General features: G+C 62.4%; 17 protein-coding genes and 1 tRNA gene. 14 read left to right on the top strand and 4 right to left on the bottom strand.

The features are described 5' to 3' along the window. Nucleotides 1-17 precede the first annotated feature (17 nt). Together bamD and proC are read right to left on the bottom strand one after the other, a co-directional pair. Complete coding sequence (gene bamD / locus BV071_RS05030; RefSeq protein WP_035603078.1) at nucleotides 18-953, bottom strand: outer membrane protein assembly factor BamD; 936 nt, start codon at nucleotides 951-953, stop codon at nucleotides 18-20. A gap of 60 nt (nucleotides 954-1013) precedes the next feature. After that, nucleotides 1014-1802 (bottom strand): pyrroline-5-carboxylate reductase, encoded by a 789-nt coding sequence (gene proC / locus BV071_RS05025; protein WP_035603076.1) that lies wholly within the window; start codon nucleotides 1800-1802, stop codon nucleotides 1014-1016. 122 nt (nucleotides 1803-1924) lie between these two features. Here proC and BV071_RS05020 point away from each other — a divergent pair, with 122 nt between their 5' ends. Both BV071_RS05020 and BV071_RS05015 read left to right on the top strand, forming a co-directional pair. Further along, a complete protein-coding gene (locus BV071_RS05020) occupies nucleotides 1925-3826 on the top strand; it encodes a hypothetical protein (RefSeq protein ID WP_265594092.1) in 1902 nt (633 codons plus the stop codon). Nucleotides 3827-3922: 96 nt separating this feature from the next. Continuing rightward, a complete protein-coding gene (locus tag BV071_RS05015; RefSeq protein ID WP_035603073.1) occupies nucleotides 3923-4804 on the top strand; it encodes a sugar phosphate isomerase/epimerase in 882 nt (293 codons plus the stop codon). Nucleotides 4805-4910: 106 nt separating this feature from the next. On the opposite strand, the gene BV071_RS05010 is transcribed toward BV071_RS05015, so the two are convergent. Next, complete coding sequence (locus BV071_RS05010) at nucleotides 4911-6734, bottom strand: chloride channel protein (protein WP_052572914.1); 1824 nt, start codon at nucleotides 6732-6734, stop codon at nucleotides 4911-4913. A gap of 191 nt (nucleotides 6735-6925) precedes the next feature. On the opposite strand from BV071_RS05010, the gene BV071_RS05005 reads away from it, so the two are divergent. From BV071_RS05005 to BV071_RS32520, 6 genes are all read left to right on the top strand, one after another. Then, nucleotides 6926-9919, top strand: a complete 2994-nt coding sequence (locus BV071_RS05005) for a c-type cytochrome (RefSeq protein WP_265594091.1) — start codon at nucleotides 6926-6928, stop codon at nucleotides 9917-9919. Between the two features lie 168 nt (nucleotides 9920-10087). Continuing rightward, nucleotides 10088-10402 (top strand): hypothetical protein, encoded by a 315-nt coding sequence (locus BV071_RS05000; protein WP_035603071.1) that lies wholly within the window; start codon nucleotides 10088-10090, stop codon nucleotides 10400-10402. Between the two features lie 86 nt (nucleotides 10403-10488). Continuing rightward, nucleotides 10489-10579, top strand: a tRNA-Ser gene (locus BV071_RS04995). Between the two features lie 417 nt (nucleotides 10580-10996). Further along, nucleotides 10997-12544: a hypothetical protein gene (locus BV071_RS04990; RefSeq protein WP_035603069.1), complete on the top strand. Its 1548-nt coding sequence runs from the start codon at nucleotides 10997-10999 to the stop codon at nucleotides 12542-12544. Nucleotides 12545-12693: 149 nt separating this feature from the next. After that, nucleotides 12694-13437: a sigma factor gene (locus BV071_RS04985; RefSeq protein ID WP_035603067.1), complete on the top strand. Its 744-nt coding sequence runs from the start codon at nucleotides 12694-12696 to the stop codon at nucleotides 13435-13437. Continuing rightward, a complete protein-coding gene (locus BV071_RS32520; RefSeq protein WP_052572913.1) occupies nucleotides 13434-14819 on the top strand; it encodes a serine/threonine-protein kinase in 1386 nt (461 codons plus the stop codon). Before BV071_RS04985 ends, BV071_RS32520 begins: the two co-directional genes overlap by 4 nt. Nucleotides 14820-14829: 10 nt before the next feature. On the opposite strand, the gene BV071_RS04975 is transcribed toward BV071_RS32520, so the two are convergent. Continuing rightward, nucleotides 14830-16149: a PA2928 family protein gene (locus tag BV071_RS04975; RefSeq protein ID WP_265594090.1), complete on the bottom strand. Its 1320-nt coding sequence runs from the start codon at nucleotides 16147-16149 to the stop codon at nucleotides 14830-14832. 226 nt (nucleotides 16150-16375) lie between these two features. Here BV071_RS04975 and BV071_RS04970 point away from each other — a divergent pair, with 226 nt between their 5' ends. The 6 genes from BV071_RS04970 to BV071_RS04950 all read left to right on the top strand — a co-directional run bounded on the left by BV071_RS04970 (nucleotide 16376) and on the right by BV071_RS04950 (nucleotide 21796). Next, nucleotides 16376-17392 carry an NAD(P)-dependent alcohol dehydrogenase gene (locus tag BV071_RS04970; RefSeq protein ID WP_035603062.1) on the top strand — a complete coding sequence of 339 codons (1017 nt, stop codon included), beginning with the start codon at nucleotides 16376-16378 and terminating at the stop codon, nucleotides 17390-17392. An 87-nt stretch (nucleotides 17393-17479) separates the two neighbouring features. Continuing rightward, nucleotides 17480-17917, top strand: coding sequence for a hypothetical protein (locus BV071_RS35175; protein WP_265594089.1), 438 nt, complete (start codon nucleotides 17480-17482; stop codon nucleotides 17915-17917). Between the two features lie 146 nt (nucleotides 17918-18063). Then, on the top strand, nucleotides 18064-18522 hold the full coding sequence (locus tag BV071_RS04965) for a MarR family transcriptional regulator (protein ID WP_035603060.1): 459 nt from the start codon (nucleotides 18064-18066) through the stop codon (nucleotides 18520-18522). A 103-nt stretch (nucleotides 18523-18625) separates the two neighbouring features. After that, complete coding sequence (locus BV071_RS04960) at nucleotides 18626-19264, top strand: laccase domain-containing protein (protein WP_265594088.1); 639 nt, start codon at nucleotides 18626-18628, stop codon at nucleotides 19262-19264. Beyond that, nucleotides 19261-20106 carry a 4-(cytidine 5'-diphospho)-2-C-methyl-D-erythritol kinase gene (gene ispE, locus BV071_RS04955; protein WP_035603059.1) on the top strand — a complete coding sequence of 282 codons (846 nt, stop codon included), beginning with the start codon at nucleotides 19261-19263 and terminating at the stop codon, nucleotides 20104-20106. The genes BV071_RS04960 and ispE overlap by 4 nt, the downstream gene beginning before the upstream one ends. Nucleotides 20107-20137: 31 nt before the next feature. Beyond that, the gene (locus BV071_RS04950; RefSeq protein ID WP_265594087.1) at nucleotides 20138-21796 is read left to right on the top strand and encodes a hypothetical protein; all 1659 of its coding nucleotides are present in this window, start codon (nucleotides 20138-20140) and stop codon (nucleotides 21794-21796) included. Nucleotides 21797-21992 lie beyond the last annotated feature (196 nt).

Raw genomic sequence — 21992 nt, 5'->3', positions numbered from 1 at the left:
TTGGATCAATCGGTCAATCAGTTGCCGAGTTCGGCGAGGCGCTTCTTGGCCTTGTCATGGGTCGGGCCATAGGCCGATTGGCGGAGGACTTCCTGATAGTAGAACTTAGCCGAGCCGACATCCCCCTTGCGCTCGTAGAATTGAGCGATCTCGAAGGAGCGCTCGACGTCTTGGCCTCCGATGTTGGCGATCATCTTGCGGGCTTCGCCGACGCGGTGATGGCTGGGATACTGGCGGACATAGTCTTCCAAGGCCACCTTGGCGCGGTCGAGGTTGGCCTGGTCCTGGTTGCCGTGCTTGGCCTGATCCAGTAGGACCTTGCCGATCCGGAACTGGGCCTCGGGCGCCTCCTTGCTGTCCGGATACTGCACTACCAGCTCGCGGTAGGCGGCCACTGCCTTGGTGGCCCCGCTGGCATTGCCCTGGATTTCCCACACTTCACCGATGGTGAACTGGGCCTTCGAGGCCGTGGGAGAGCGTGGCGCGTTGGCCCGCACCTTGGCCAGCATGTCGGTAATCTTGTCGTTGGAGATCGAGGACTTCAGGCCCAGGAAGCTGGTCTTTACGTGGCCATCGGCCGCGGATTGGGCCATCGCAGCCTGGCGGCTCAGGGCCTTCTCATAGAGATTGCTGTTGTTGTAGCGGGTGATGAAATCCTGATAGGCCACAAAGGACTTCTGGATTTCGCCATCCTGCTCCAGCAGCTCGCCTTGGCGGAAGCGTGCCTCCGCGGCGTGCTCCGAGGTCGGCATCTCGTCCGCCAGCTTGTCGTAGAGCTTGATGGCCTTGCTGCGCTTGCCGTCCTTTTCCGCCTGTTGCGCTTGGCTGTAGAGGGAGCCGGCCAGTTCGTTGTTAGCCCCGACGGTGCCGATCAGGGGTGGGGCGTCGGAATCACCGCCGCAGGAAGCCAGAAACGCCGCCAAGGCGGGCACAACGAGAAAGCGGAATCGCATGGGCGCAAAATAGGGAGACCGGGAAGGCGGCGGAAAGCGAAATTCACGCGGACGGAGCCTTCATGCCCCACCCAGCTCCGCCGAGCGGCGGGCGGCGGCATGCACCGCCTCGATGAATGCGGAGCGCATCCCGTGCTTCTCCAGCTCGGCTAGCCCGGCAATCGTCGTCCCGCCGGGGGAGGCGACCATGTCCTTCAGGGCTCCCGGATGGATGCCGGTTTCCAGCACCATCGCGGCCGCTCCCAGCACCGTTTGGGCGGCCAGCTTCAGCGCCTCGGCCCGCGGCAGGCCAGCGCGCACGCCGCCATCCGCCATCGCCTCGATCATGATATAAACGAAGGCTGGACCGCTGCCCGAGAGCCCGGTCACGGCGTCCATGAGGGTTTCCGGCAGCTCGACCGCCAGTCCGACCGAGCCGAGCAACAACCTCGCGGCCTCGCTGTCGGTCGAATTCGCCGCCTTGCCGAGGCAAAAGGCCGCCGCACCCTTGCCGACCAGGGCAGGGGTGTTCGGCATGCAGCGGACCACCCGCACCCCGGGGTGGACCCGGGCTTCCAACCAGGCCGTGGTGAGGCCGGCGGCCACCGAAATGACCCGGAAATCGCCCGGGGGCAGCCATCCCAAGGCTGCCTCGGCGTGCTGCGGTTTGGTGCAGAGCAGGTAGGTGTCCGCCTCCATCGACGAAATGGTATCCACCACGTGCGCCCCCGTGGCGGCAGCAAAGGAGCGGGCTGCTTCCGGTTGGGGGTCGCAGCCGGTGACATCTTCGGCAGCAAGCGCTCCCGAGCGGATGGCTCCTTCCACCAGGGCGCTGCCCATTTTCCCACAACCGATTACGCCGAGTTTCATGTCCCGCGCAGACTAGGAAGCGGCCGGGGCGGGCGGCGAGCGTCATTTTCGCGGCGCCGCCCGGCTTCCGTGGCGCGGTCATTTTACTTGTGAGCGGCGCGGCGGGGGACATCGTCCGGGGCATGAAATATCTCGTGGCGCTCATCGCTTCCGCAGGTCTCACCGTGGCGGCGGACAAACCGGCCCCGAAGCCCACTACCAAGCCCTCCCCGGCTGAGAAAAAGACAGCGCCAAGCGACAAGAAACCCGCCCCGGTTGACAAAAAGCCGGCTCCTGCGCCCAAGCCCGCTCCGGTCGCTCCCGGCGAGAAGAAGAAGGAGGAGGCTGACGTTCATGCCATCCCGCCGGTGGAAGCAATGTTCTCGCCGCGGCTCAAGACCCTGCCCGAGCCGACGCCGGTGCCGATCGCGAAGGGCTTCTTCATGGCAGTGACGGCGAGCGACCCGAAGGCACAGCAGCATGTGCTCGACGGTATCTCGAATCTCCATGGTGGCTGGGACTTCGAGGCCTACCGGCATTTCTGTGCCGCCTTGCAGGCCGACCCGGAATGCCTGATGGCACACTGGGGCGTCGTCGTGTCCCTGATCGATCCCGAGCCCGACCTGGTGCCGATGCGCACCGCTGCCCTGCAACGCATGGTGGAGCTGGTCAATCGCGGTGAGGCGACGGTGGAAGCTGAGAACAAGGGGGAAACCAAAGAGGTGACCAAGGAGATCGGCACGGAGCTTGAGCGCTCCTACGCCTATGCTATCGCGGTGTTCTTCGACAAAGGCCCTGCGGCTTGTTCCGATGCCTTCCGCAAGATCTCCGAAAAATTCCCGAACGATCCGCAACTCAAGGTGCTGCAGGCTGCCTTCGGGCGCGGTGGCTACGATGACCAGGGCGGGGCGACTCCCGATCAAGTGAGGTCGGAGACGATTCTCAATGACATGCTCGCCAAGGACCCGGATCACCCCTTGTTGTTGCGGGCGTATCTGGCGATCCGGGCGGAAGCTCCGGATGTGCGCGGTGATCTGGAGCGGGCACGGCGGCTTTGCCAAGTAGCTCCCGGTTATGCGCCCTTCCTGCACATGCTGGGCCACTACGAGTTGCGGAATGGCAACATCACCCAAGCGGTGGAGGCCTTTTCGCAAGCCGGCGAGGCGTACCGGACTTGGATGAAGTCCACCGGTGTGAGTCATTCCGATTGCCCGGGCTGGGTGAAGTCCGAGTGCTATCGCGCCGCGGCGCTGGCCACCAAGGGCGATTACGCGAATGCTTTGGCCGTCGCCAAGGCAGTGGCGGCGATTCCGGTTCCGCCGGCGGAAGCCCGCCGCGAGGGTGCCCAGCTTCTGCTCTGGGAGGGCCGCACGCTTGCCGCGCGGATCCTGATGCGACGCGGGCTGCCGGGGGACACGGCGCTGGCCATCGCCGCGTTGCCGAAGCCGGATGATCAGAAGGTCTACGACAAGCGCACGCACAGCATCTGGTTCTATCAGGGGCTGGCCTTTGCACTCGAAGCGCGCAAGAAGATCGAGGAAGGCAAGCTTGAGGAGGCACGCCAGATTTCTTCCGCAATGACCTTGCACGGCGAGCGGATGGCCGAGAACCGCGACGCTGCGGCGGTGGCCGGCGAGCGCTCGGCATGGATCCGCGCTTTCAAGGCACTGGAAATCACCGCCAGCGAGTTGCTGGGCCAGTTGTCGATGGCCGGCCCGAAGGACAGCATTGGCTCAGCCTTCAACTGGTACCGCGCCGCGCTCGATCGGCAGACCCCGGCTTCCATGCTCATGCCTCCGACGGTACTGCTGCCGATGCAGTGCCGCTTGGCCGACTACTATCTTGCCACCGGCGAGGCGGAAAAAGCGGTGGATATTCTGCTCCAAGCTCATACTCCCGAGGAGCGTCTCCAACTCCAAGGCCCCGGCCGCTACACCCACGACTTGGAAATCCTGACCCGCCTGCAGAAAGCTCTGACCAAGGCCGGGCACAAGGATCAGGCTGCGGAGATCGCGGCGGAGATCGAGAAGGTGAAGTCGGAATGAGGCGTCAGCCCCGTCCGGCTGGCATGGGCTGAAAATGCAATTTTATGTACACGGGCCGTGCTTGCGCTGCAACGGCGACGGCGCGAGTGTGTGGTGATGAACCGTCGATCCTTCCTCTATTCCTCTGCTGCCGGTAGCCTCGCCCTTGCCCCATCCAGCCGCCTGATGGCTGCGCTGGCGAAGGACAATAGCTACCGCGCCAACATCGGCATCCAGCTCTACACGCTGCGCGATGCCTTGAAGGCTGATGCCGCTGGCACCCTGAAGAAGGTGGCGGAGGCGGGCTACAAGCAGGTCGAGCCCTTCGGTTTCCCGAATTGCCAGCCGCTGATCGACGGCGCGAAGGATGCCGGTCTGGCAATCAACTCCACCCACTTCGAGTGGGACAGCGTGATCAAGCCGAAGGATGAGGGGATGTCCGACTTCAAGAAGATCGTCGACCGGGCCAAGGAGCTCGGCCTGAGCCACATGGTGATCCCTTACCTCCAGGACGACGTCCGTAAGACCCTAGACGACTACAAGAAGATTGCGGCCAATGCCAACAAGGCGGCGGAAATCACCAAGGCCGCGGGCATCCAGCTTTCCTACCACAACCACGCCTTCGAATTCCAACCGAAGGAAGGAGGCAAGACCGGCTACGACATCTTCATGGACGAGTTCTCCCCGGACATGAAGTTCGAGGTGGACGTCTTCTGGATCAAGGTAGGCGGCCACGATCCCGCAGCCCTGATCGAGAAGCTCAAGGGCCGCGTCTCCCAGCTTCACCTGAAGGACCTCAAGGACGGTCTCAAGCTTCCGGAATACGGAACCATCCCACAGGACTCCTTCAAGGAGCTCGGCAATGGCATCATCCCGATGGAGCCGATCATCGAAGCCGCCGCCAAGGCCGGCGTGAAGCACTGCCACGTCGAGCAGGACTTCTCCCCGCATCCGCTGGAGAGCATCAAGGAGAGCGTGGACTACTTGGCGAAGCTGTAAGCGCCTGTTAGAGGCAGTCTAAGAGTAACGCCGGACTTCGTGCGTGAAGCCTGGTCATCCTTCACCGGCTGCCAGCTCCAATCTGGAGCTGGCGGCCGCGCTGCTGTCAGTTGCTCCCTGGCGCCGCACTTAAGGTCGGCCGGTGCAGGCGATTGCTGTCCTGTTGGTGGCGGCGGGCTTCGAGAATCGACCGCCGGGTCAGTAGTCCGACGAGCTTGGGCGAGTGCGAACGGTCCACAACCGGCAGGCGGCCGATGCCATGGACGATCATGAGATCCACCGCATCGCCGAGGAATTCGTCAGCATGGATGGTCACCGGATGCAGCACGCCGGCCTCAAGCACGGTGGAATCCGGTCGTGCTTCGAGACTGGCGAAGAGGTCGGCGCGGGAGATCACGGCCAGCAGCACGTCATCCGCATCGATGACCGGGATCAGACGGACATCATGCCAAGGCGAGCCGGGAGTGCCGAGCTTGCTGGCCAGATCGCTGACCGTTTCCTCGGGGCCGACCACCAGCGGCTGGGTCTCCATGACGCTGCGGACGCTTAGGCCGTGGAGGAAATCCGGTTCGTAGTCGCTGGGGATCCGCACACCGCGGCGCGCCAGTTTTTCGGTCATGATGGTCTCGCGCATGAGCACGCGGGAGACAAGCACGGCCGCGCCGCAGCCGAGCAGCAGGGGACCGAAGGAGTCCGCCGCGTGTGTGGCCTCATAAGCGAATGCCACCGAGGCGAGGAAGGCCCGCGAGGCGCCCGCGAAGGTGGCGGCCATCCCGATCAACGCACCAAGACCGATCGGGAAATCCGCCAGGAATGGCACCCCGTGGAGCAGGTGCGCGCAAAGGGCACCTGCGGCACCACCAACGGTCATCAGCGGAGCCAAGGTGCCGCCGGAGGTGCCGCTACCGAGTGCGATCCACCAAGAAAGAAACTTGAGAATGGCCAGCGCGGCGATCGCCTTCACCGCGAGATGACCGTCCAGGAGCATCCGCAGATTATCGTAGCCCACACCCATGGTGCGCGGCTCGATCCAGCCAATGAGGCCGACGGCGATGCCACCGATGGCCGGCCACCACATCCAGTGGATCGGCAATTTCTCAAAGCCATCTTCGAGCGCGTAGACCGCCTTCGTGACGATCACCGCGAGCAGACCGCAAATCGCGCCGATGCAGAAGGATCCGCTACCAAGCGCTAGATCCGGCGTGCGCTCGAAGTGGAAGGGAAACATCGGCAGTGGCTCGTGGAAGAGCGAGCGCAGGGCCATCGCCGTGCCTGCTGCCAAGGCGACCGGCAGGAAGCTGCGGCCACGGTATTCGAACAGCAGCAGTTCCACCGCGAGTAGCACTGCGGCGAGGGGCGTGCCGAAGATCGCTGTCATGCCGGCTGCGGCACCCGCGGCGAGCAGGATCTTCCGCTGCACCGGGCTGCTCGGCAGCCACTGGCCCATCAGTGAGCCGATCGCGCCGCCGGTGGCGATGATCGGACCTTCTGCGCCGAAGGGGCCGCCGGTCCCGATCGAAATCGCCGCGGAGAGCGGCTTCAGGATCGCGACCCGGGCGGAGATCCGGCTTTCTGCGGTGCCGATCGCTTGCATGGCCTCGGGGATGCCGTGACCACGGATGGCGGGACTGCCCCAGCGGGCCATCACCCCGATAATCAATCCGCCAATCACCGGCACGAAGACCGCCAGCGGCCCCCAGGTTTCAAAGCCGGGCGCGGATTCCGCGGTGGAGAGCGTCCCGTGGAAGGCGAGGTTCGTGCAGAGGCGGATCAGCAAGATCAGGCCCACGGCGGTCAGCGTGACCGCAGCCGCGATGAGCACGGCCAGAAGAGGAATACGGGCCCGCTGCCAGGCGGAGGCGAGGCGGGATTGCGGATGGTGGAGGCGGTGGACACCGGAGGTACCCACCGGCGTTTGGTTCGACGGCATGCGGCGGCAAATATATCGTATTGCGATATATTGCAACCGTGACGTCATTCTCCCCATTCGGGTACTTCCCTATGCTAAATAGTAGGTAAGAATTCAGCGCCAATTCACGCATTATCAGGCCATGCTGGCACAGCGGAATCACCCCGCCGCTGGCCTTGTTCATCCGTCACCACCAACCGATCCTCTGCCCTGTGAAAGCGAAAGCGCTGTATCCATTCCCGATTCCGGTGGTCGCCGTCCTCTGTGGCCTGGCGACCAGCTCTCTGCTCACCGGGACCGATGTCCCGAACTGGATCTGGAGCAAGGGCGGGGGAAAGACCGACCAAGTCATCTACCTGCGGAAAGACTTCGTGGCGAAGTCCGGTCAGAAGGCACGGCTGGTGGCCACCTGCGACAATGAGATGACCGTTTACCTGAACGGCAAGAAGGTCGCCGAGAGCCGCGATTGGGAGAACGCGAAGGTCGTGGACCTTAGCAAGCTTCTGATCAACGGCAACAACCTGCTGGCGGTGCGGGCCAAGAACCAAGGGGAGGGCAGTGCCGGCTTCATCGCCAAGATCGAGGTCCAGGACGGCGCGAAGAAAGGCGAGATCGTTAGCGATGCCTCTTGGAAGATTTCAGAGCGTGAGATCAGCGGCTGGCAGACCACGGCCAATGCCGGCGGGGCTTCCGCATGGGCTGCCGCGGAGATCATGAACCCAGCCGGGGAAGGACCGTGGGCAGGCACCATCAAGGCAGACAGTCTCGACAAGTCACTCGCAGCAAAGCCGCCCGAAGCCACCCCGGTGGCGGCGATCAAGGTCAAGGATGGCTTCAAGGTCGAACTGCTCTACAGCGTGCCGATGGCCGAGCAGGGCTCCTGGGTGGCGATGTGCTTCGATGACAAGGGGCGCATCATCGCGAGCGACCAATACGGCAAACTCTATCGCATCACGCCGCCGCCGATCGGCAAGTCAGACGTGGAGACCAAGGTGGAAGAGATTCCCGTCGATCTCGGTGAGGCGCAGGGCCTGACCTACGCTTTCGGCGCGCTCTACGTGGTGACGAATTCGGACAAGTATCCGCGCGGCCTTTACCGGGTGACGGATACCAACCGCGACGACGTTCTCGATAAGGTCGAGCAGCTCCGCGCCTTCCCGAACCAAGGCGGCGAGCACGGTCCCCATGCCGTCTTGCCCGGGCCTGATGGCAAGTCACTCTACGTGGTGTCGGGCAACCAGACGCCGCTGCCGAAGATGGAGGAGAGCCTCGTCCCGCTGCACTGGAAGGAAGACAACCTGCTGCCGCCGATGGTTGGGCACGGCTTCATGGCCGGAGTGATGGCACCCGGCGGCTGGATCGCGAAGACCGACAAGGACGGCAAGAGCTGGGAGCTCATCGCGAGCGGCTTCCGCAACGAATACGATGCCGCCTTCAACAAGGATGGCTCGCTCTTCACTTTCGACGCGGACATGGAGTGGGACTTCAGCCTGCCCTTCTATCGTCCTACCCGCGTCTGCGAGGTGATCAGCGGCGGCGAATTCGGCTGGCGCGCGATCTCGAAGAAGTGGCCGGTGCGCTGGGAAGACAGCCTGCCGCCGGTGGTCGATATCGGCCCCGGTTCGCCTACCGGCGTGAGCTTCGGCTACGGCGCGAATTTCCCGCAGAAGTATCAGGATGCCTTCTACATCTCTGACTGGAGCTACGGGAAGATGTATGCCGTGCACCTCAAGCCGCAGGGTGCGGGCTATGGCGCGGACTTTGAGGAGTTCATGTCCGCCAGCCCGCTGCCCTTGACCGATCTCGCGGTGAACCAGAAGGACGGCGCGATGTATTTCACGATCGGGGGCCGCCGCGTGCAAGGGGGCCTCTATCGCGTGACTGCCATCGGCGGGAAGGCTGCGGGGCCGGTAGCCGCCAAGCCGCCACTGCTCGACCTGCGGCACAAGCTGGAAGCCTATCATGGCAAGCAGGATGCAGGCGCAGTGAGCTTCGCTTGGCCCTACCTGAACCATGAGGACCGCTTGATCCGTTTCGCCGCTCGCATCGCGATCGAGCATCAGCCGGTGGCCTCGTGGAAGGACAAGGCGCTGGCTGAGAAAGATCCGCGCGCCTCGCTTCATGCTTTGATGGCGCTGATCCGCAGCGTCGATGGCGACAAGAGCGTGCTGCAGCCCGTTCTAGCAGCCTTGGGCCGGATCGACTTCGCGAAGCTCTCGCCGGAGGATCGCGTGACCTGGGTGCGCGACTTCCAGCTCGCCTTCTCCCGTCTGGGTGAACCGGATGGCGCGACTCGCTCAGCCTTGATCGAGAAGTTGAGCCCGCTCTTCCCGACCAAAGAGCCGATGCTTGATGTCGATCTCAGCGAAGTGCTGGCTTACCTCGGCGATGGCGCTTTCCTGCCGAAGGCGATCACGATCCTCGAGAATGCCCCCACCCAGGAGGAGCAGATCTCGCACGCGAAGAACCTGCGTTTCCTGAAGAACGGTTGGACCCCGGAACTGCGCGAGCGCTACTTCAAGTGGCTCTGCCTGCGTGCCCCGACTTACAAGGGCGGCGCTGGCTTCGCTGCCTTTATGCGCGAGATGAAGGAGGACGCTCTGAAGGGCCTGAGCGATGCGGAAAAGAGCGCCCTCAAGCCGGTGCTGGACGCGAAGCCGGACCTCAAGGAGCCCCAGTTCAATCTAACTGCCCGTGATCAGGTGAAGAACTGGACCGTGGCGGACATTGATCCTTTGCTGGCAGTCGGGCTGGAAGGAGGGCGCAACTACGAGAATGGTCGTAACCTCTTCGGTGCCGCGGCCTGCTTTGCCTGCCATCGCTTCGGCAGCGAAGGCGGAGCGATCGGCCCGGACCTGACCAGCGTGGCCGGCAAGTATAGCCCACGCGATTTGCTCACGAACATCATCGAGCCGAGCAAGGAGATCAGCGACCAGTATGGTCAGATCGAGATCACGATGCTCGACGGCAGCAAGAAGTATGGCCGGGTCATGAACCTGTCCGGCGAGGACATCATGTTCAACGTGAACATGATGGACCCCAATGCGATCGAGCAGATCAACCGCAAGAAGATCAAGTCGATGGAGCAGAGCAAGACCAGCATGATGCCACCGGGCCTGCTGAACACCTGCACGGACAAGGACATCCTGGATCTGCTTGCCTACTTGCTGAGCCACGGGAACAAGAACGATCCGCTCTTCAAGTAGGTCCCGCCAGGGCAGCTCGAATTCCCGAATGCCGGATGGAGTGTGTTGGAAAGTGGGCTCCGGCTGCGGCCGGGTTCCTTTCCCGCGAGCCATTCGGCATTTGCTTGTCGCCAGGCGGCGAGGACGGGGCTTTCATGGTTCCGCGTCTGAATCCAGCCGCGGCGCGCTATGAAAATCTGGATCCTGATACTGATGTGGGTGCTCGCGCCCGGCGGGTGCAGGCTGTTCTTCGTCGCCAAGAACGGCGACGAACTGAAGGGCGGGGGAGTCACCTTCCACGTGCCTACCGAGACCAGCAGCGCGACGAGTGGCAACGACGGGATCGAATTCAACGGCGAATCCGTGAAGGCGAAGACCGATGGCAAGACCCTCTCGGTGAACGAAAAGGACTACGGAGCGCTCAATTCTGGCGACGTGGTGGACCTGCGGACCAAGGGCAAGGTGCTGGTCAACGGCGCCGAGCGGACCCCCGTGGAACCCTGAGCGGGGAAATTCAGTGACATTTCTCTTTCAGGACGGTTGACGAGTTCCGCGGGCTGTGTTCAACCTCCGCGCGACGCAAGTTCCGAGGATCGGTGGCTGAGTGGTCGAAAGCACACCTTTGCTAAAGGTGCGTACCTCACAAGGGTACCGAGGGTTCGAATCCCTCCCGGTCCGCCAGCGTGTTTCACGCTGGAATCTTCCCTAAACAGAAACGGGAAGAAGTATGCCTGCGGCATCCGTTTTTCTTGCGGAACCGGAGGGTGAGAACCTTTTCGAGCACGGCGGGAAGGGTTTGAATGCTGTGGGAGCGTTAGCGCCCCATTCTTAACGGAGAAGCCGCAAACTGGCATGGCCCGGAGGACAATCCCTCCCCCTCCGCCAGCGTGTTTCACGCTGGGATTTCTCCCAATCAAAAGGGAGAACTACGCCTTCGTCATCCCCCGCTCCCGCGGCGGGGGGCCTGAAGACGATTTCGTGAAATCTTCCCAAACTCTGCAACAAGGGGTGGTGGATTCTTAAAAAGGTAAATGAAGGGTGGCTGCAACCTGATCGGCAGGCGGCACCGCCCGACTCCAACTCTCCGGAATCAACCCCATGAAACCACCATCCATCAAATCCTGGCTGCTCCTCTCCGCGCTGCTCACGCCATTGCTCCAAGCACAGGACGCGCCGGCAAAGATCCGTGAGATCGAGCAGAAGGTGCTATCGGAACAATACCAAGAGGGCGTTCAAGCCGTCATTGGATCGGCGCGGGAGGTCGCGGACGGAACTGGTCCGGAGCTTCTCGACAAGCGCATGCAGTGGCTTGCGGTGGTGGGCGGCCAGATTGGAGCGGAAGAGAGAATCGCCGTTGCCAATCGCGAGGACATGACCCAGAGCGCCGGAACGATCAATGATCTGGCGTGGAACATGATCACTTCGGCGGATACCTCTAAGCGTCGTCCGGACATTGCGCTGCGACTGGCTAACATCGCCATCGAACTGGGTGGCGAAGACGCGGATCTGAAGCCCAGAGTGCTCGATACCAAGGCGCGCGCCCTCTTCCTGCTAGGCAAGCGCGACGAGGCGATTGCCGAGCAGGAGAAGTCGGTCGCTTCGGCCACTGAGCAAGAGAGGCCCGGATTCGAGGCAACTCTCGCTGCTTACCGCAGGGCCGAGCCGCCGGAGGGTGCCACTTTGGCTGTTCCAGCCGTGGAAGCGGCTTCGGCATCGAAGGATCCGGGCCCGAAGCTGGACGACATTCTAGCCCTACAAAAGAGGGTCGAAACTGCCGAAAGGGAACGCTCTTCCAGCCTCCCACCCGAGGCCGTCCAGGCGAGGGCTGATTTGATTCGGGAACAGCTGGCCCGTATGTTTGCCATACTCGAATCCGCGGAAAGGAAAAGCTCCGCGAACACCCCGGGCGGAATCATTCAGAGTCCGATCGATATCGCTCGTGCTCGGGCAGATTTGAGGAAGCAGATGGATGAACTCGAGAGATTCGCCGGGCCGAAGGAAGCGACGAATCAGGGCGGTCTGTCCGCCGGCACCAGCTACATTTTGGAGAAACTCCGGAATATCGTCATTCCTTCGATCCAATTTGACGACACGAGCTTGGACGAGGCCGTCGACTTTCTGAGGAAGAAGTCCATTGAGCTCGATACGAGTGAACCCGATCCTGCCCGCAAGGGGTTGAATTTCGTGGTCCGCCTGCCCGCGGGAAAGCCTGCCGCTGCGGCGGGCAACGAGGCGCCTAAACCGGAGACTCCCCGCATCAAGGAACTCCGCCTTCGCAATGTCCCGCTGGCCGAAGCGCTCAGATACGTCTGCGACTCCACCCGCTTCCGCTACAAGGTGGATGATTTCGCGGTCACCCTCGTTTCTCTAGATGCACCCGAAGACCTCTTCAACCGCACCTTCACCGTGCCCCCGAATTTCGGGAGCTCACTCGTTCCGATTCAGGACTTGCTGAAGTTGTGCGGTGTTAAGTTTGGGGAGGGAGCCTCGGCGGTCCTGACCTCTTCCGGCATGCTGGTGGTCAGGAATACTCCGAACGAGCTGGATAAAATCGAAATGTTGATTGAGGCGGAGATCAACGGACGAGGCCGTGGCAGAGCCGCGGTTCGACAGGACACGGCACCCGCCACCCCGGTCGAAAGATAAAGGCCGCTTCCGGGACAAATCGACCTCCGCTTTTCCCATCGGCATCGGCCGGAGTCCTCCGGCCGATGCTTTTGCAGTTTGTCTTCCGGTCCCTCGGACTTTACTCCGTCTGCAGCGCATCGTTTTCCTTTTGTCCTGAGCTGACAGCTATGCCGAATGCCTTCCGCACCCACTCGGGAGAGTTCCATACTACCCGATGGTCCATCGTCATCGGTGCCCAAGGGCATTCGCTGGCGGATGTGAACGCCTCGGTGGAGTCGCTCTACCGGCAGTATCTCTCGCCGCTCTATGCCTATGTGCGGCGGCGGGGATACTCGCCCCATGACGCGCAGGATCTCACTCACGAGTTCTTCTCTCGCTTGCTGGAGAAAGGTTGGTTGTCATCAGCCCAGCCGGATCGCGGGCGCTTGAGGACATTCTTGCTGGTGGCGATGAAGCGCTTCCTGACAAACGAGTGGGACCGTGCGAAGGCGGAGAAACGCGGCGGTGCTTCGCAACTCGTGAGCCTGCAATCCGAGGAGGGCGAGCGCTTGTTTGCTGCCAGCGCTGCGGCGAGCTCGACCGTGCCGGATGAACTGCAGTTCGACCGCAATTGGGCGATGGTGCTGATGCAGACGACCTTGGATCACATGCGCCGGGAATACGAGCGGAGCACGCGACCGGGGGATTTCGCAGTGCTGAAGTCCTGTCTAACAGCCGAGCGCGGTGACATCGATTACGCGGCGATCGCTCGTGAGTTGCAGCTCCTGCCGGCATCGGCGCGGAGCTTGGTTCATCGCTTCCGCAGGCGTTTCCGGGAGATCTTCCGCGCGGAGGTGGCGGGCACGGTGGCCTCTCCCGGGGAGGTGGAGGATGAGATGCGGTCGCTAATTTCCACCTTGGGACAACGATGAGCGGAACCGCAAAAAAGGAAGATTCGGTGGCGGCGGAAGCAGTCGCGCTGGCTGCCTGTCCGCGCTGTGGCTCTCCGCTGGCGGGAGCTAGTGTGGACGGCTTGTGCGCGCGCTGCCTGGGGTCGCTGAACTTCGACACGCTCACGCGCATCGGAGGAGCGGCGGATGAGGAGTCGCTCGCGGTCCCGACCGTGGAGGAGCTAGCGGAATTCTTTCCGCAGTTGGATGTGCTGTCCCTGATCGGACGCGGCGGCATGGGCGTGGTCTACAAGGCTCGGCAGAAGTCGCTGCACCGGCACGTCGCGTTGAAGCTGCTGGCCCCGGAGCGGGCGGGGGATCCGATGTTCGCGCGGCGCTTTGCGAGCGAGGCGCGATCGCTTGCGGCACTCAATCATCCACACATCGTCGGCGTGCATGATTTCGGCGAAGCGGGGGGCTATTTCTATCTGTTGATGGAGTTCGTGGATGGGGTGAATCTGCGGCAGCTGATCCAGAGTCGGCGGCTGAATGCGGAGGAGGCCTTGGAAATCATCAGGCCCGTGTGCGATGCCCTGCAAGCAGCACACGACCGCGGAATCGTGCACCGCGACGTGAAGCCGGAGAACCTGCTCATCGATCGCAATGGTGTGGTAAAGATCGCGGATTTCGGGATCGCGCGGATGCTGGATGAACCGGTCGGGGAAGAAGCTTTCCCGGCAGTCTCGGGGCTTCCGGCTCTGCCGACATTGGCTGCGGTGGGGACACCGGATTATGCCGCTCCGGAGCAGCGTGTGTCTGCTCCCAGCGACCACCGTGTCGACATCTATTCCCTGGGCGTGGTGCTGTATGAGATGATCACGGGCCAGCGTCCGGGCAGCGGGCAGATCACACCGCCATCCAGGCGCGCGGCTGTGGACATGCGGATCGATGAGGTCCTGCTGAAGGCACTACAGGAAGAGCCGGATCTGCGCTTCCGGACCGTTGCGGAATTTCGCGAGCGCTTCGAGGAGGTGAAGGAGCAAATCGCGGAGAACTCGCCGGATCGAAAGCCCCGGACCAAGTGGACTCGGCAACGCGTGACGACGGCGGTAATTTCCATGGCTTTGCTGGGCGCTGTGGCCACAGCAGAGCTGATGATGAGGCACCCGGCCAAGCAGGAGGCCGGCCCTTCCGTTCCAGAGACGGTTGCGGAGCCTTTGTTAGAAATGGCGTCCCTGAAGGCAGCCTATCAAGCCTTCGAAGAGAACTTTGCCGCGCTGCAGGAGGCGCGGCAAATCCAGCTCGTCGGCATGCCGGACGGCAGGGTGGCCCCCCCGAATCAGGCTGAAGTGGTGAAGAAGCTGGAAGTTCGCGACGGGCAACTGCGGGCGACGATCTTGCGAATGTCGAAGGAGGGAAATTAGCGCACTTCTCTCAGGGCTTCGTCGTTCCGCTCACTTGAACCGGCCAATCGCGATGCAGATCCGGATTGAAGGACTTCACCTCGCCGCTCTTGAGATCGATAGCGATTACCTGAGGGACGGTGTTCTCGCCTTCCTCGGCCATCGGTGAATGCTGAGCTGAAGGATCGGGACCCAGCATCACCGCGTAGCGCTCACCCGGGAGCCATGCGCCCATGTCGGAAAGCGGCAGGGCAGTGGCCCACACCGGGGTGCCCTTCGGGCCAGAGATGCGGGCGAGTTGCAGGCGGCCTTGTTCACCGAGCCGATCGCGGGAGAGTACGAAGACGCTGTCCGGCTCCCGCCGATACATCGCGCTCTGTCCATTGGTGCCGCCGGAGCCTTGGGTCAGCAGGCCCGCCATCAAGAATTCCGGGCTTTCCGCCAACACGCTCGGATTTTCGAAGGTCAACTGAGCGCCGAGGAACTCCTGTACCGTCTTCAGCTCCGCCCGATGGAGCTTCTGCCGCCGGGGAGTGCTGAAGTCCATCTGCGGACTGATGACGTGGCGTTCCTGCATCATGGCCAAATCGGTCTCCGCGAGGAGACCCAGCCATTGACCGTTCTTGCCTTCCGCAGGTGCTTGGATCGCGAGGCCCCGGACCATCGCCCACCAGTCCATCCCGTTGCTGATGGATACTACCTTGGAGCCAAAGGTTTCCGGGCCTGCTTTGCTGGAGTCCTGGCTCTCCTTGTGGGGCGTGGCTTCAAGCGTCAGCGGATCGATCCTCACTAGGCGGGCATCGTCGAGCCGCACGATCATGCCGGTCTGTGGTGAGAATTTCAGCGGCTGCATCGATTCCGTTAGAAAGGTGCCGGCTTGGGCAGGCTTCGGCATCAGGCCTGCGAGCGTGGGATTGCGCGCCTCGATCTTTGTGGCATCCGCGACGATCTCACCATCGCTCAAGCGGATACCAATGAGCTCGGGAATCCGGGCCCAGAGGATGCCTTGTTCCATCCCCATCGCCTTGGCGTCGCCGTTCACCTTGGCCTGTTTGATTCTACGCCGGACCACCGGCTGGGCGGTAGCAGCGTCGAGTTCCCACAGGTCGATGTTGAGCCTGCCCTCGGTTCTCGTGCTGGAACTGCTGCGGCTGCTGGTACGGAAGATCCGCTTCTCCCACTGGCTTGTTAAATAATAGAGCCTGCCTCCCGTTTCGCCATCGGTCCGCACGACACCACCCATGATCTCGGGCGTGCTGAGGTGAATGTGGGTGCCGAAGAGCCCCCGCTTCCAAATGAGAAAGGCGGCGACCAAGACGAGGATGAGAACTACCGCGGGAGCCTTTTTCACCTTTTGGAGGGATGGATGGTTGGATCCGAGGGCAATCGCTTTCATGCCATCCGCCGCAGATCGTGACAATCCTGCAATTCCGGTGCGTCTGCTAGATGGTCGCCTGAATCGGTGGCGTTTTTGCCTCGCAGAAAATCCCTCTGGCGTCGGAACGAAGAAGGGTTGAGAAGTCGGGTGATTCTCCGCGTTTTTCCCACCCCTAGAACCATAACCCTCGTTCACGACCATGAGCCAGATCCACGCCTACGCCGCCACAAGCTCCAAGGGACTCCTCGAACCCTTTACCTACGATCCCGGCGAACTCGGTCCGGAGGAGGTCGAGATCCAGATCACCCATTGCGGCATCTGCCACTCCGACCTCTCGATGCTCGACAATGACTGGGGCATGTCGGCTTACCCTTTCGTCCCAGGTCACGAAGCGGTGGGTCGGGTGGTGGCACTCGGTGAGCATGCCAAGGGTCTCAAGATCGGGCAACTCGTCGGGGTAGGCTGGACGGCCTTCAGTTGCCTGTCCTGTCCGGAATGCATCGCCGGCGACCACAATCTCTGTGCGACCAACCAAGGCACCATCGTTGGCCGTCACGGCGGCTTCGCGGATCGCCTGCGGGTGCAGTGGATCTGGGCTCGCCCGCTTCCGGAGGGGCTCGATCCAGCGGTCACGGGGCCGCTGCTCTGCGGCGGTGTCACGGTCTTCACTCCGTTCTTGGCCTATCAGATCCCGCCAAGCGCCCGCGTCGGCGTGATCGGCATCGGTGGGCTCGGCCACATGGCCTTGCAGTTTGCAAACAAGTGGGGCTGCGAGGTCCATGCCTTCACGACCAGCGACAGCAAGGAGGCGGAGGCCCGCAAGCTGGGTGCCCACTTTGTTCACAACACCAGGAACGCCGACGCTCTCAAGAAGATCGCCGGCAGCCTCGACCTGATCATCTCCACCATCAACGTGCCCATCGATGTCCCGGGGCTTCTGAACACGCTCGCGTCCCACGGCCGCCTGCATGTGGTCGGAGCGATTCAAGAGCCGATGCCAGTGCAGGCCTTCGGCCTGATCTTCGGACAGAAGTCGATCTCGGGATCGCCTACCGGCAGTCCCTCGGCGCTGGATACGATGCTCGCCTTCAGCGCCCGTCACGGGATTGCGCCGGTGACGGAGAGCTTCCCGATGTCAAAGGTGAACGAGGCCATGGAGCATCTGCGCTCCGGCAAGGCCCGTTACCGCATCGTGTTGGAGAACGACATCGGCTGAGCCGGGGAAGGGGAGGAAGGGAAATTCCGGAGCGAGACGCCATCCCGGGCTTGAATGCCCGGGGGCGTCCATGGCGCTATCTTTGCCATGCGAGTCCTCGTGATTCCGGTCTGCGCCCTGTCTTTATTTTTGAATTCCTGCTCCCTCTTCAAGGACGAGGAGCCGAAGGAAAAACCGAAGTCCGCCCATCCCGTGTTGGTCGGGAGGGTGGCTTCGACCCCCCCGGGGGCTGATTTTGTGCTAATTGAAACCTATGGTGCTTGGAAAGTGCCCGATGGGGGGCTGCTGTCGGGGATTGGTAATGAAGGACGTACGTCGAATCTGGCGGCTACCGGGGAAAAGCTGGGGCAATATTTAGCAGCAGATGTTCGTTCAGGAGTGGCGAAAGTTGGGGATTCGGTATATTATAGGCCAATTGCAGAACCGGAGGAGGGTCCCGCCTTGTCCGCACCTGCTGCCGAAGGGCATCCCTCGTCACAGCTTGAAACACAAAAAGACTCGAGTGCAGAACCCGCAAAGCCATGAATTTCAAAACGATCGGCCTAAATTCGTAGTGTTAGGCGATAAATTTGAAATTTGGTCTTGCTTACAGTTCGGCATCCTTGTTAGGTTCTTCCTCGCAAAGGCTGTGCTCCCTTACATGTCCCGAAAGATGAATACTACAACCAGCCATGAAACTGAGCACCTCGGGCGCGTCCAGCGCCCAGCACGTCGATGCAGATCGTATCGCTGACTTCGTCATGTTAACGCAGCGTAGCTGCATTCTCAACCTGTCGAACGAACTCAACAAGGGTAACGTGTCATTCCCCCAGTTCTTCCTCCTGACCTACCTTTCTAGCGAAGACTATCTGACCATGTCGGATATCGCGAAAAAGATGGGCCATTCGACCGCCGCGGCCACTGGCCTCGTCGACCGATTGGAGAAGCTGGGGTATGTCGAACGCGTCCACGCCGCGGAAGATCGCCGCAAAATCATGGTCCGCATCACTAGCAAGGGTGTGGATCTGGTGAACAGAATGCGGAAGGAAATTGCCGCGGACCTCGCAGGAATTCTGTCCGAACTGGACGAAGACCAGGCAGAGGCCGTCGAGCACACGAAGCGTGCCATTCGGGCGCGCGCTATCGCGTGAGCGACGAGGCCGCCGATAAAAACCCCTAGGCGGATCGATCGCGCCTCCGTTACGGTTTGTGCCCGTGACGGAGGCGCTCTCTTTTTTAGACCCGATCAACCGGTTGCCCGGCTTCAAGGCGGCTTGGATCGGGCGTTTGGCTGGGGTGGAGACGACCACCGATCGTGATGAAACCTTGGCGCGGCTGCGGCCTCTCCACGAAGCCCGGGTACGAGCCGACTTCGGCGCAGAGCGCTGGTGGCGGGCCGAGCAGGTCCACGGCAAGGGCGTTGCGACCGTGCCGGGCGCGGCGACGATTCCGGGCGGCGACGGGCTACCGGTGGTGCCAAGTGCCGATGGTCTCGTGACCGGGACCGCAGGCGAGGTGCTGGGAATTTACGTGGCGGATTGCGGTGCCATCTGGCTGGCCGACCGAGGTACCGGAGCGGTGGGCTTGTTGCACTCCGGTAAGAAGGGCACCGAGCTGGGGATCCTCGAAGAGGGCGTAGCGCTGATGGCGCGCACCTACGGGACCCGGGCGCAAGATCTGGTGGTGGTCCTTGGACCATGCATTCGGCCGCCGAATTATGAGATCGATTTTGCGAAGGAAATTGCGCGGCAGGCGGCGGCGGTGGGTGTGGGCGAGTTTCACGACCTCGGCGAGGATACCGCCTGCGATCTGGAGAGCTTCTACAGCTACCGGATCGAGAAGGGGAATACCGGGCGGATGCTGGCCTTGATTGCAGGGGAGGGCGTGAGATGAGCGAGGAGGCGATGGTTTTGGATGCTCCGGCGAAGCTGAATCTTTCCCTGCGCGTGCTGCGCCGGCGGGAGGATGGCTTTCACGAGATTGACTCGGTCATGGTGCGGCTGCCTGGGCTTTGCGACCGGCTGAGCGTCCAGCCTGCGGCGACGGATGCCTTTACCTGCGACGATCCCACGGTGCCCGCCGATGGCAGCAATCTGGTGCTGAAGGCGGTGGCTGCCTACCGGGAAGCGACGGGGTTTGCTCAGCCGCTGGCGATTCGCTTGGAGAAGCGGGTGCCGCACGGCGCGGGGCTCGGTGGCGGCAGCAGCGATGCTGCGGCGACTTTCGAGGCGCTGGACCGCTTGAGCGGGAATCCTGTTGGCACGGTGCGACTGATGGAGGTTTCCGCGACGCTAGGCTCGGATATTCCTTTCTTCCTCGGGCCGCCAGTCGCACGGGCGACGGGGCGCGGCGAGACCATTGAGGCGGCTGCGGCCCTACCCGCTCTAACAGTGCTGCTGCTGAAGCCGAACTTCGGGGTGGCCACGCCGGATGCCTACAAGCGTTGGAAGGATTCGCGGGAGCTGCCGGGGATCGCCTACGGCCCGCAGGTTTTCTCGTGGGGCGAGTTGGTGAATGATCTGGAGCGCCCGGTGTTTGAGAAGCATCTCTTCCTAGCCGAGGTGAAGGCTTGGCTGGTGGCCAGGGAAGGAGTGACAGGGGCGCTGATGAGCGGTTCCGGTTCAACCATGTTCGCGGTGCTGGAGGATGCCTCGAAAGCTGATGGGATCATCACTGCAGCACGGGCGGAGCTCGATCCCACGCTATGGGCTTGGCATGGAGTCATCGGGGGTTGAGGGCCGTGCGGGCCTGTCCTAGGGTCCGGCCATGATTTTGCTCCGGGTTATCGCAGTCCTCTTGATGGTGGCTGGCACCGCCTTCGCGCAGAAGAAGCCGAAGGCTCTGCCGCCGCCGGCCGATGTCGCGAAGAATCTGGAGACCCTGCAGGGTCTGATCCCGGCGATCCTCAACGCTGAGAAAGAGCTGGAGAGTCTGCGTGCCGAGCTGGCGAAGGCGCCGACCGACGAAGCGAAAAAGGAAATCACGACGCGGGTGGATGCCCAGCGCGAGCGGGTGAACCAGTTGCGCTCGAACTTCCGGATCGTGGCAACGGGAGTGGAGGACAGCGCCTACCTGAGCGCCGCGGAGGAGGAGGCGAGCTTCGACAACGAGTTCAAGGATCTCCTCAAGCCGCTGTTCAACGGTCTTCGCGAGGCGACCTCCAAGCCGCGCGAGATGGAGGAGCTGCGTTCCGAACTGCGGGTGTGGTCGGAACGGCAGAAGGTTTCGAAGGCGGCGCTTGATCGCGCCAAGGTGGCTTTGGCCTCCGCGGAGAATGGCGATGTCAAAACCGAGTTGGATGCCATCCGTAATCTATGGACCAGCCGGGTGGACGAGGCGTCGAGCGAGACCCAGACCCTGTCGCGGCAAATCGAGGAGCGGGAGAAGAATACGCCCTCCGCCTTGGACATGATCTCGGGGATGCTCTCCGATTTCTGGCGTAGTCGCGGGCTGAACCTCCTGCTGGCCTTCGGCTCGGCTCTGGTGGTCTACCTGGTCACGCGGCGGATCTACCGCGGCGTGCGCAAGATCAGTCCGCTGCACCGCAAGCGCGGAAACGGGCTGATGGCGCGTTCCGCGGATCTGATCGTGGCGGCGGCCGCAGTGGTGCTTGCTGTCTTCACCGCCACGCTGATCTTCTATCTGAAGGGCGACTGGCTGATGCTGGCGATCACGATCATCTTCATTCTCGGCCTGCTGTGGGCTTCCAAGCGCGCGCTGCCCCCTTACATCGAGCAGATCAAGGTGATCCTCAACCTCGGTCCGGTGCGGCAGGGTGAGCGCCTGATCTACAGCGGGATCCCTTGGCGGGTGGATACGCTGAACATGTACTGCGACTTTAGTAATCCCGAGCTGACCGGGGGAACCATGCGCTTGCCGGTGAAGGATGTGCTGCCGCTGCACTCCCGCATTTCAGAGGCGAAGGAGCCATGGTTTCCGACCAAGGAAAACGACTGGGTGCGGCTGTCTGATGCGACCTTCGGCAAGGTGCTGCAGCAGACCCCGGAACAGGTGGTCGTGCTGCGTCTGGGTGGCAGCTTGAAGACCTATCCAACTGCCGATTTCCTGGATCAACGTCCGGAGAACCTGTCCCGCGGCTTCCGCGTCGCCACGGTTTTCGGCATCGGTTATGGACACCGCGCTGGAGCCACGAGTGAAATTCCTGAGGCGCTGCAGGAAAGCGTGCTGAGACACTTGGTTGAGAACTTGGGCCGCGAGCTGGTGCGCTCGGTTCGCGTCGAGTTCAATGCCGCGGGCGCGAGTTCGCTCGATTACCGGGTGATGGCCGACTTCAATGGCGAGGCGGCGCAACGCTTCTCAGCGCTGGAGCGGATGATCCAAGCGGCTTGCATCGACATATGCAATGAGAGGGAATGGGACATTCCCTTCCCGCAGATGGTGATTCACCAGGCCACGGTGTCTTGACCAGGCATCCCACGATACGGCTTGTGGCCGCGGAAGTGCGACGGTCATAGACCGACGCTACAGGGTGGCGCGACATGACCCCCGGACACTAGAGGGGGGAACCGTTCCAGTGGCCGAGGGTCTTAATGTCCCGTTGTTTGCTTTGGGGGAGCTGTGCAATTTCCCTTACGCGGACGACTATGTCCGATTTCTCCCC

It is taken from the genome of Haloferula sp. BvORR071, from assembly GCF_000739615.1.
Lineage (GTDB): Bacteria > Verrucomicrobiota > Verrucomicrobiia > Verrucomicrobiales > Akkermansiaceae > Haloferula.
Note: the sequence above shows the minus strand (reverse complement) of the source record. Positions and strands in the feature narration are given on the sequence as shown.

Coding starts and splice junctions, on each gene's coding strand:
- bamD (WP_035603078.1), bottom strand. CDS start 953: ATGCGATTCCGCTTTCTCGTTGTGCCCGCCTTGGCGGCGTTTCTGGCT.
- proC (WP_035603076.1), bottom strand. CDS start 1,802: ATGAAACTCGGCGTAATCGGTTGTGGGAAAATGGGCAGCGCCCTGGTG.
- BV071_RS05020 (WP_265594092.1), top strand. CDS start 1,925: ATGAAATATCTCGTGGCGCTCATCGCTTCCGCAGGTCTCACCGTGGCG.
- BV071_RS05015 (WP_035603073.1), top strand. CDS start 3,923: ATGAACCGTCGATCCTTCCTCTATTCCTCTGCTGCCGGTAGCCTCGCC.
- BV071_RS05010 (WP_052572914.1), bottom strand. CDS start 6,734: ATGCCGTCGAACCAAACGCCGGTGGGTACCTCCGGTGTCCACCGCCTC.
- BV071_RS05000 (WP_035603071.1), top strand. CDS start 10,088: ATGAAAATCTGGATCCTGATACTGATGTGGGTGCTCGCGCCCGGCGGG.
- BV071_RS04990 (WP_035603069.1), top strand. CDS start 10,997: ATGAAACCACCATCCATCAAATCCTGGCTGCTCCTCTCCGCGCTGCTC.
- BV071_RS04985 (WP_035603067.1), top strand. CDS start 12,694: ATGCCGAATGCCTTCCGCACCCACTCGGGAGAGTTCCATACTACCCGA.
- BV071_RS32520 (WP_052572913.1), top strand. CDS start 13,434: ATGAGCGGAACCGCAAAAAAGGAAGATTCGGTGGCGGCGGAAGCAGTC.
- BV071_RS04970 (WP_035603062.1), top strand. CDS start 16,376: ATGAGCCAGATCCACGCCTACGCCGCCACAAGCTCCAAGGGACTCCTC.
- BV071_RS35175 (WP_265594089.1), top strand. CDS start 17,480: ATGCGAGTCCTCGTGATTCCGGTCTGCGCCCTGTCTTTATTTTTGAAT.
- BV071_RS04965 (WP_035603060.1), top strand. CDS start 18,064: ATGAAACTGAGCACCTCGGGCGCGTCCAGCGCCCAGCACGTCGATGCA.
- ispE (WP_035603059.1), top strand. CDS start 19,261: ATGAGCGAGGAGGCGATGGTTTTGGATGCTCCGGCGAAGCTGAATCTT.
- BV071_RS04950 (WP_265594087.1), top strand. CDS start 20,138: ATGATTTTGCTCCGGGTTATCGCAGTCCTCTTGATGGTGGCTGGCACC.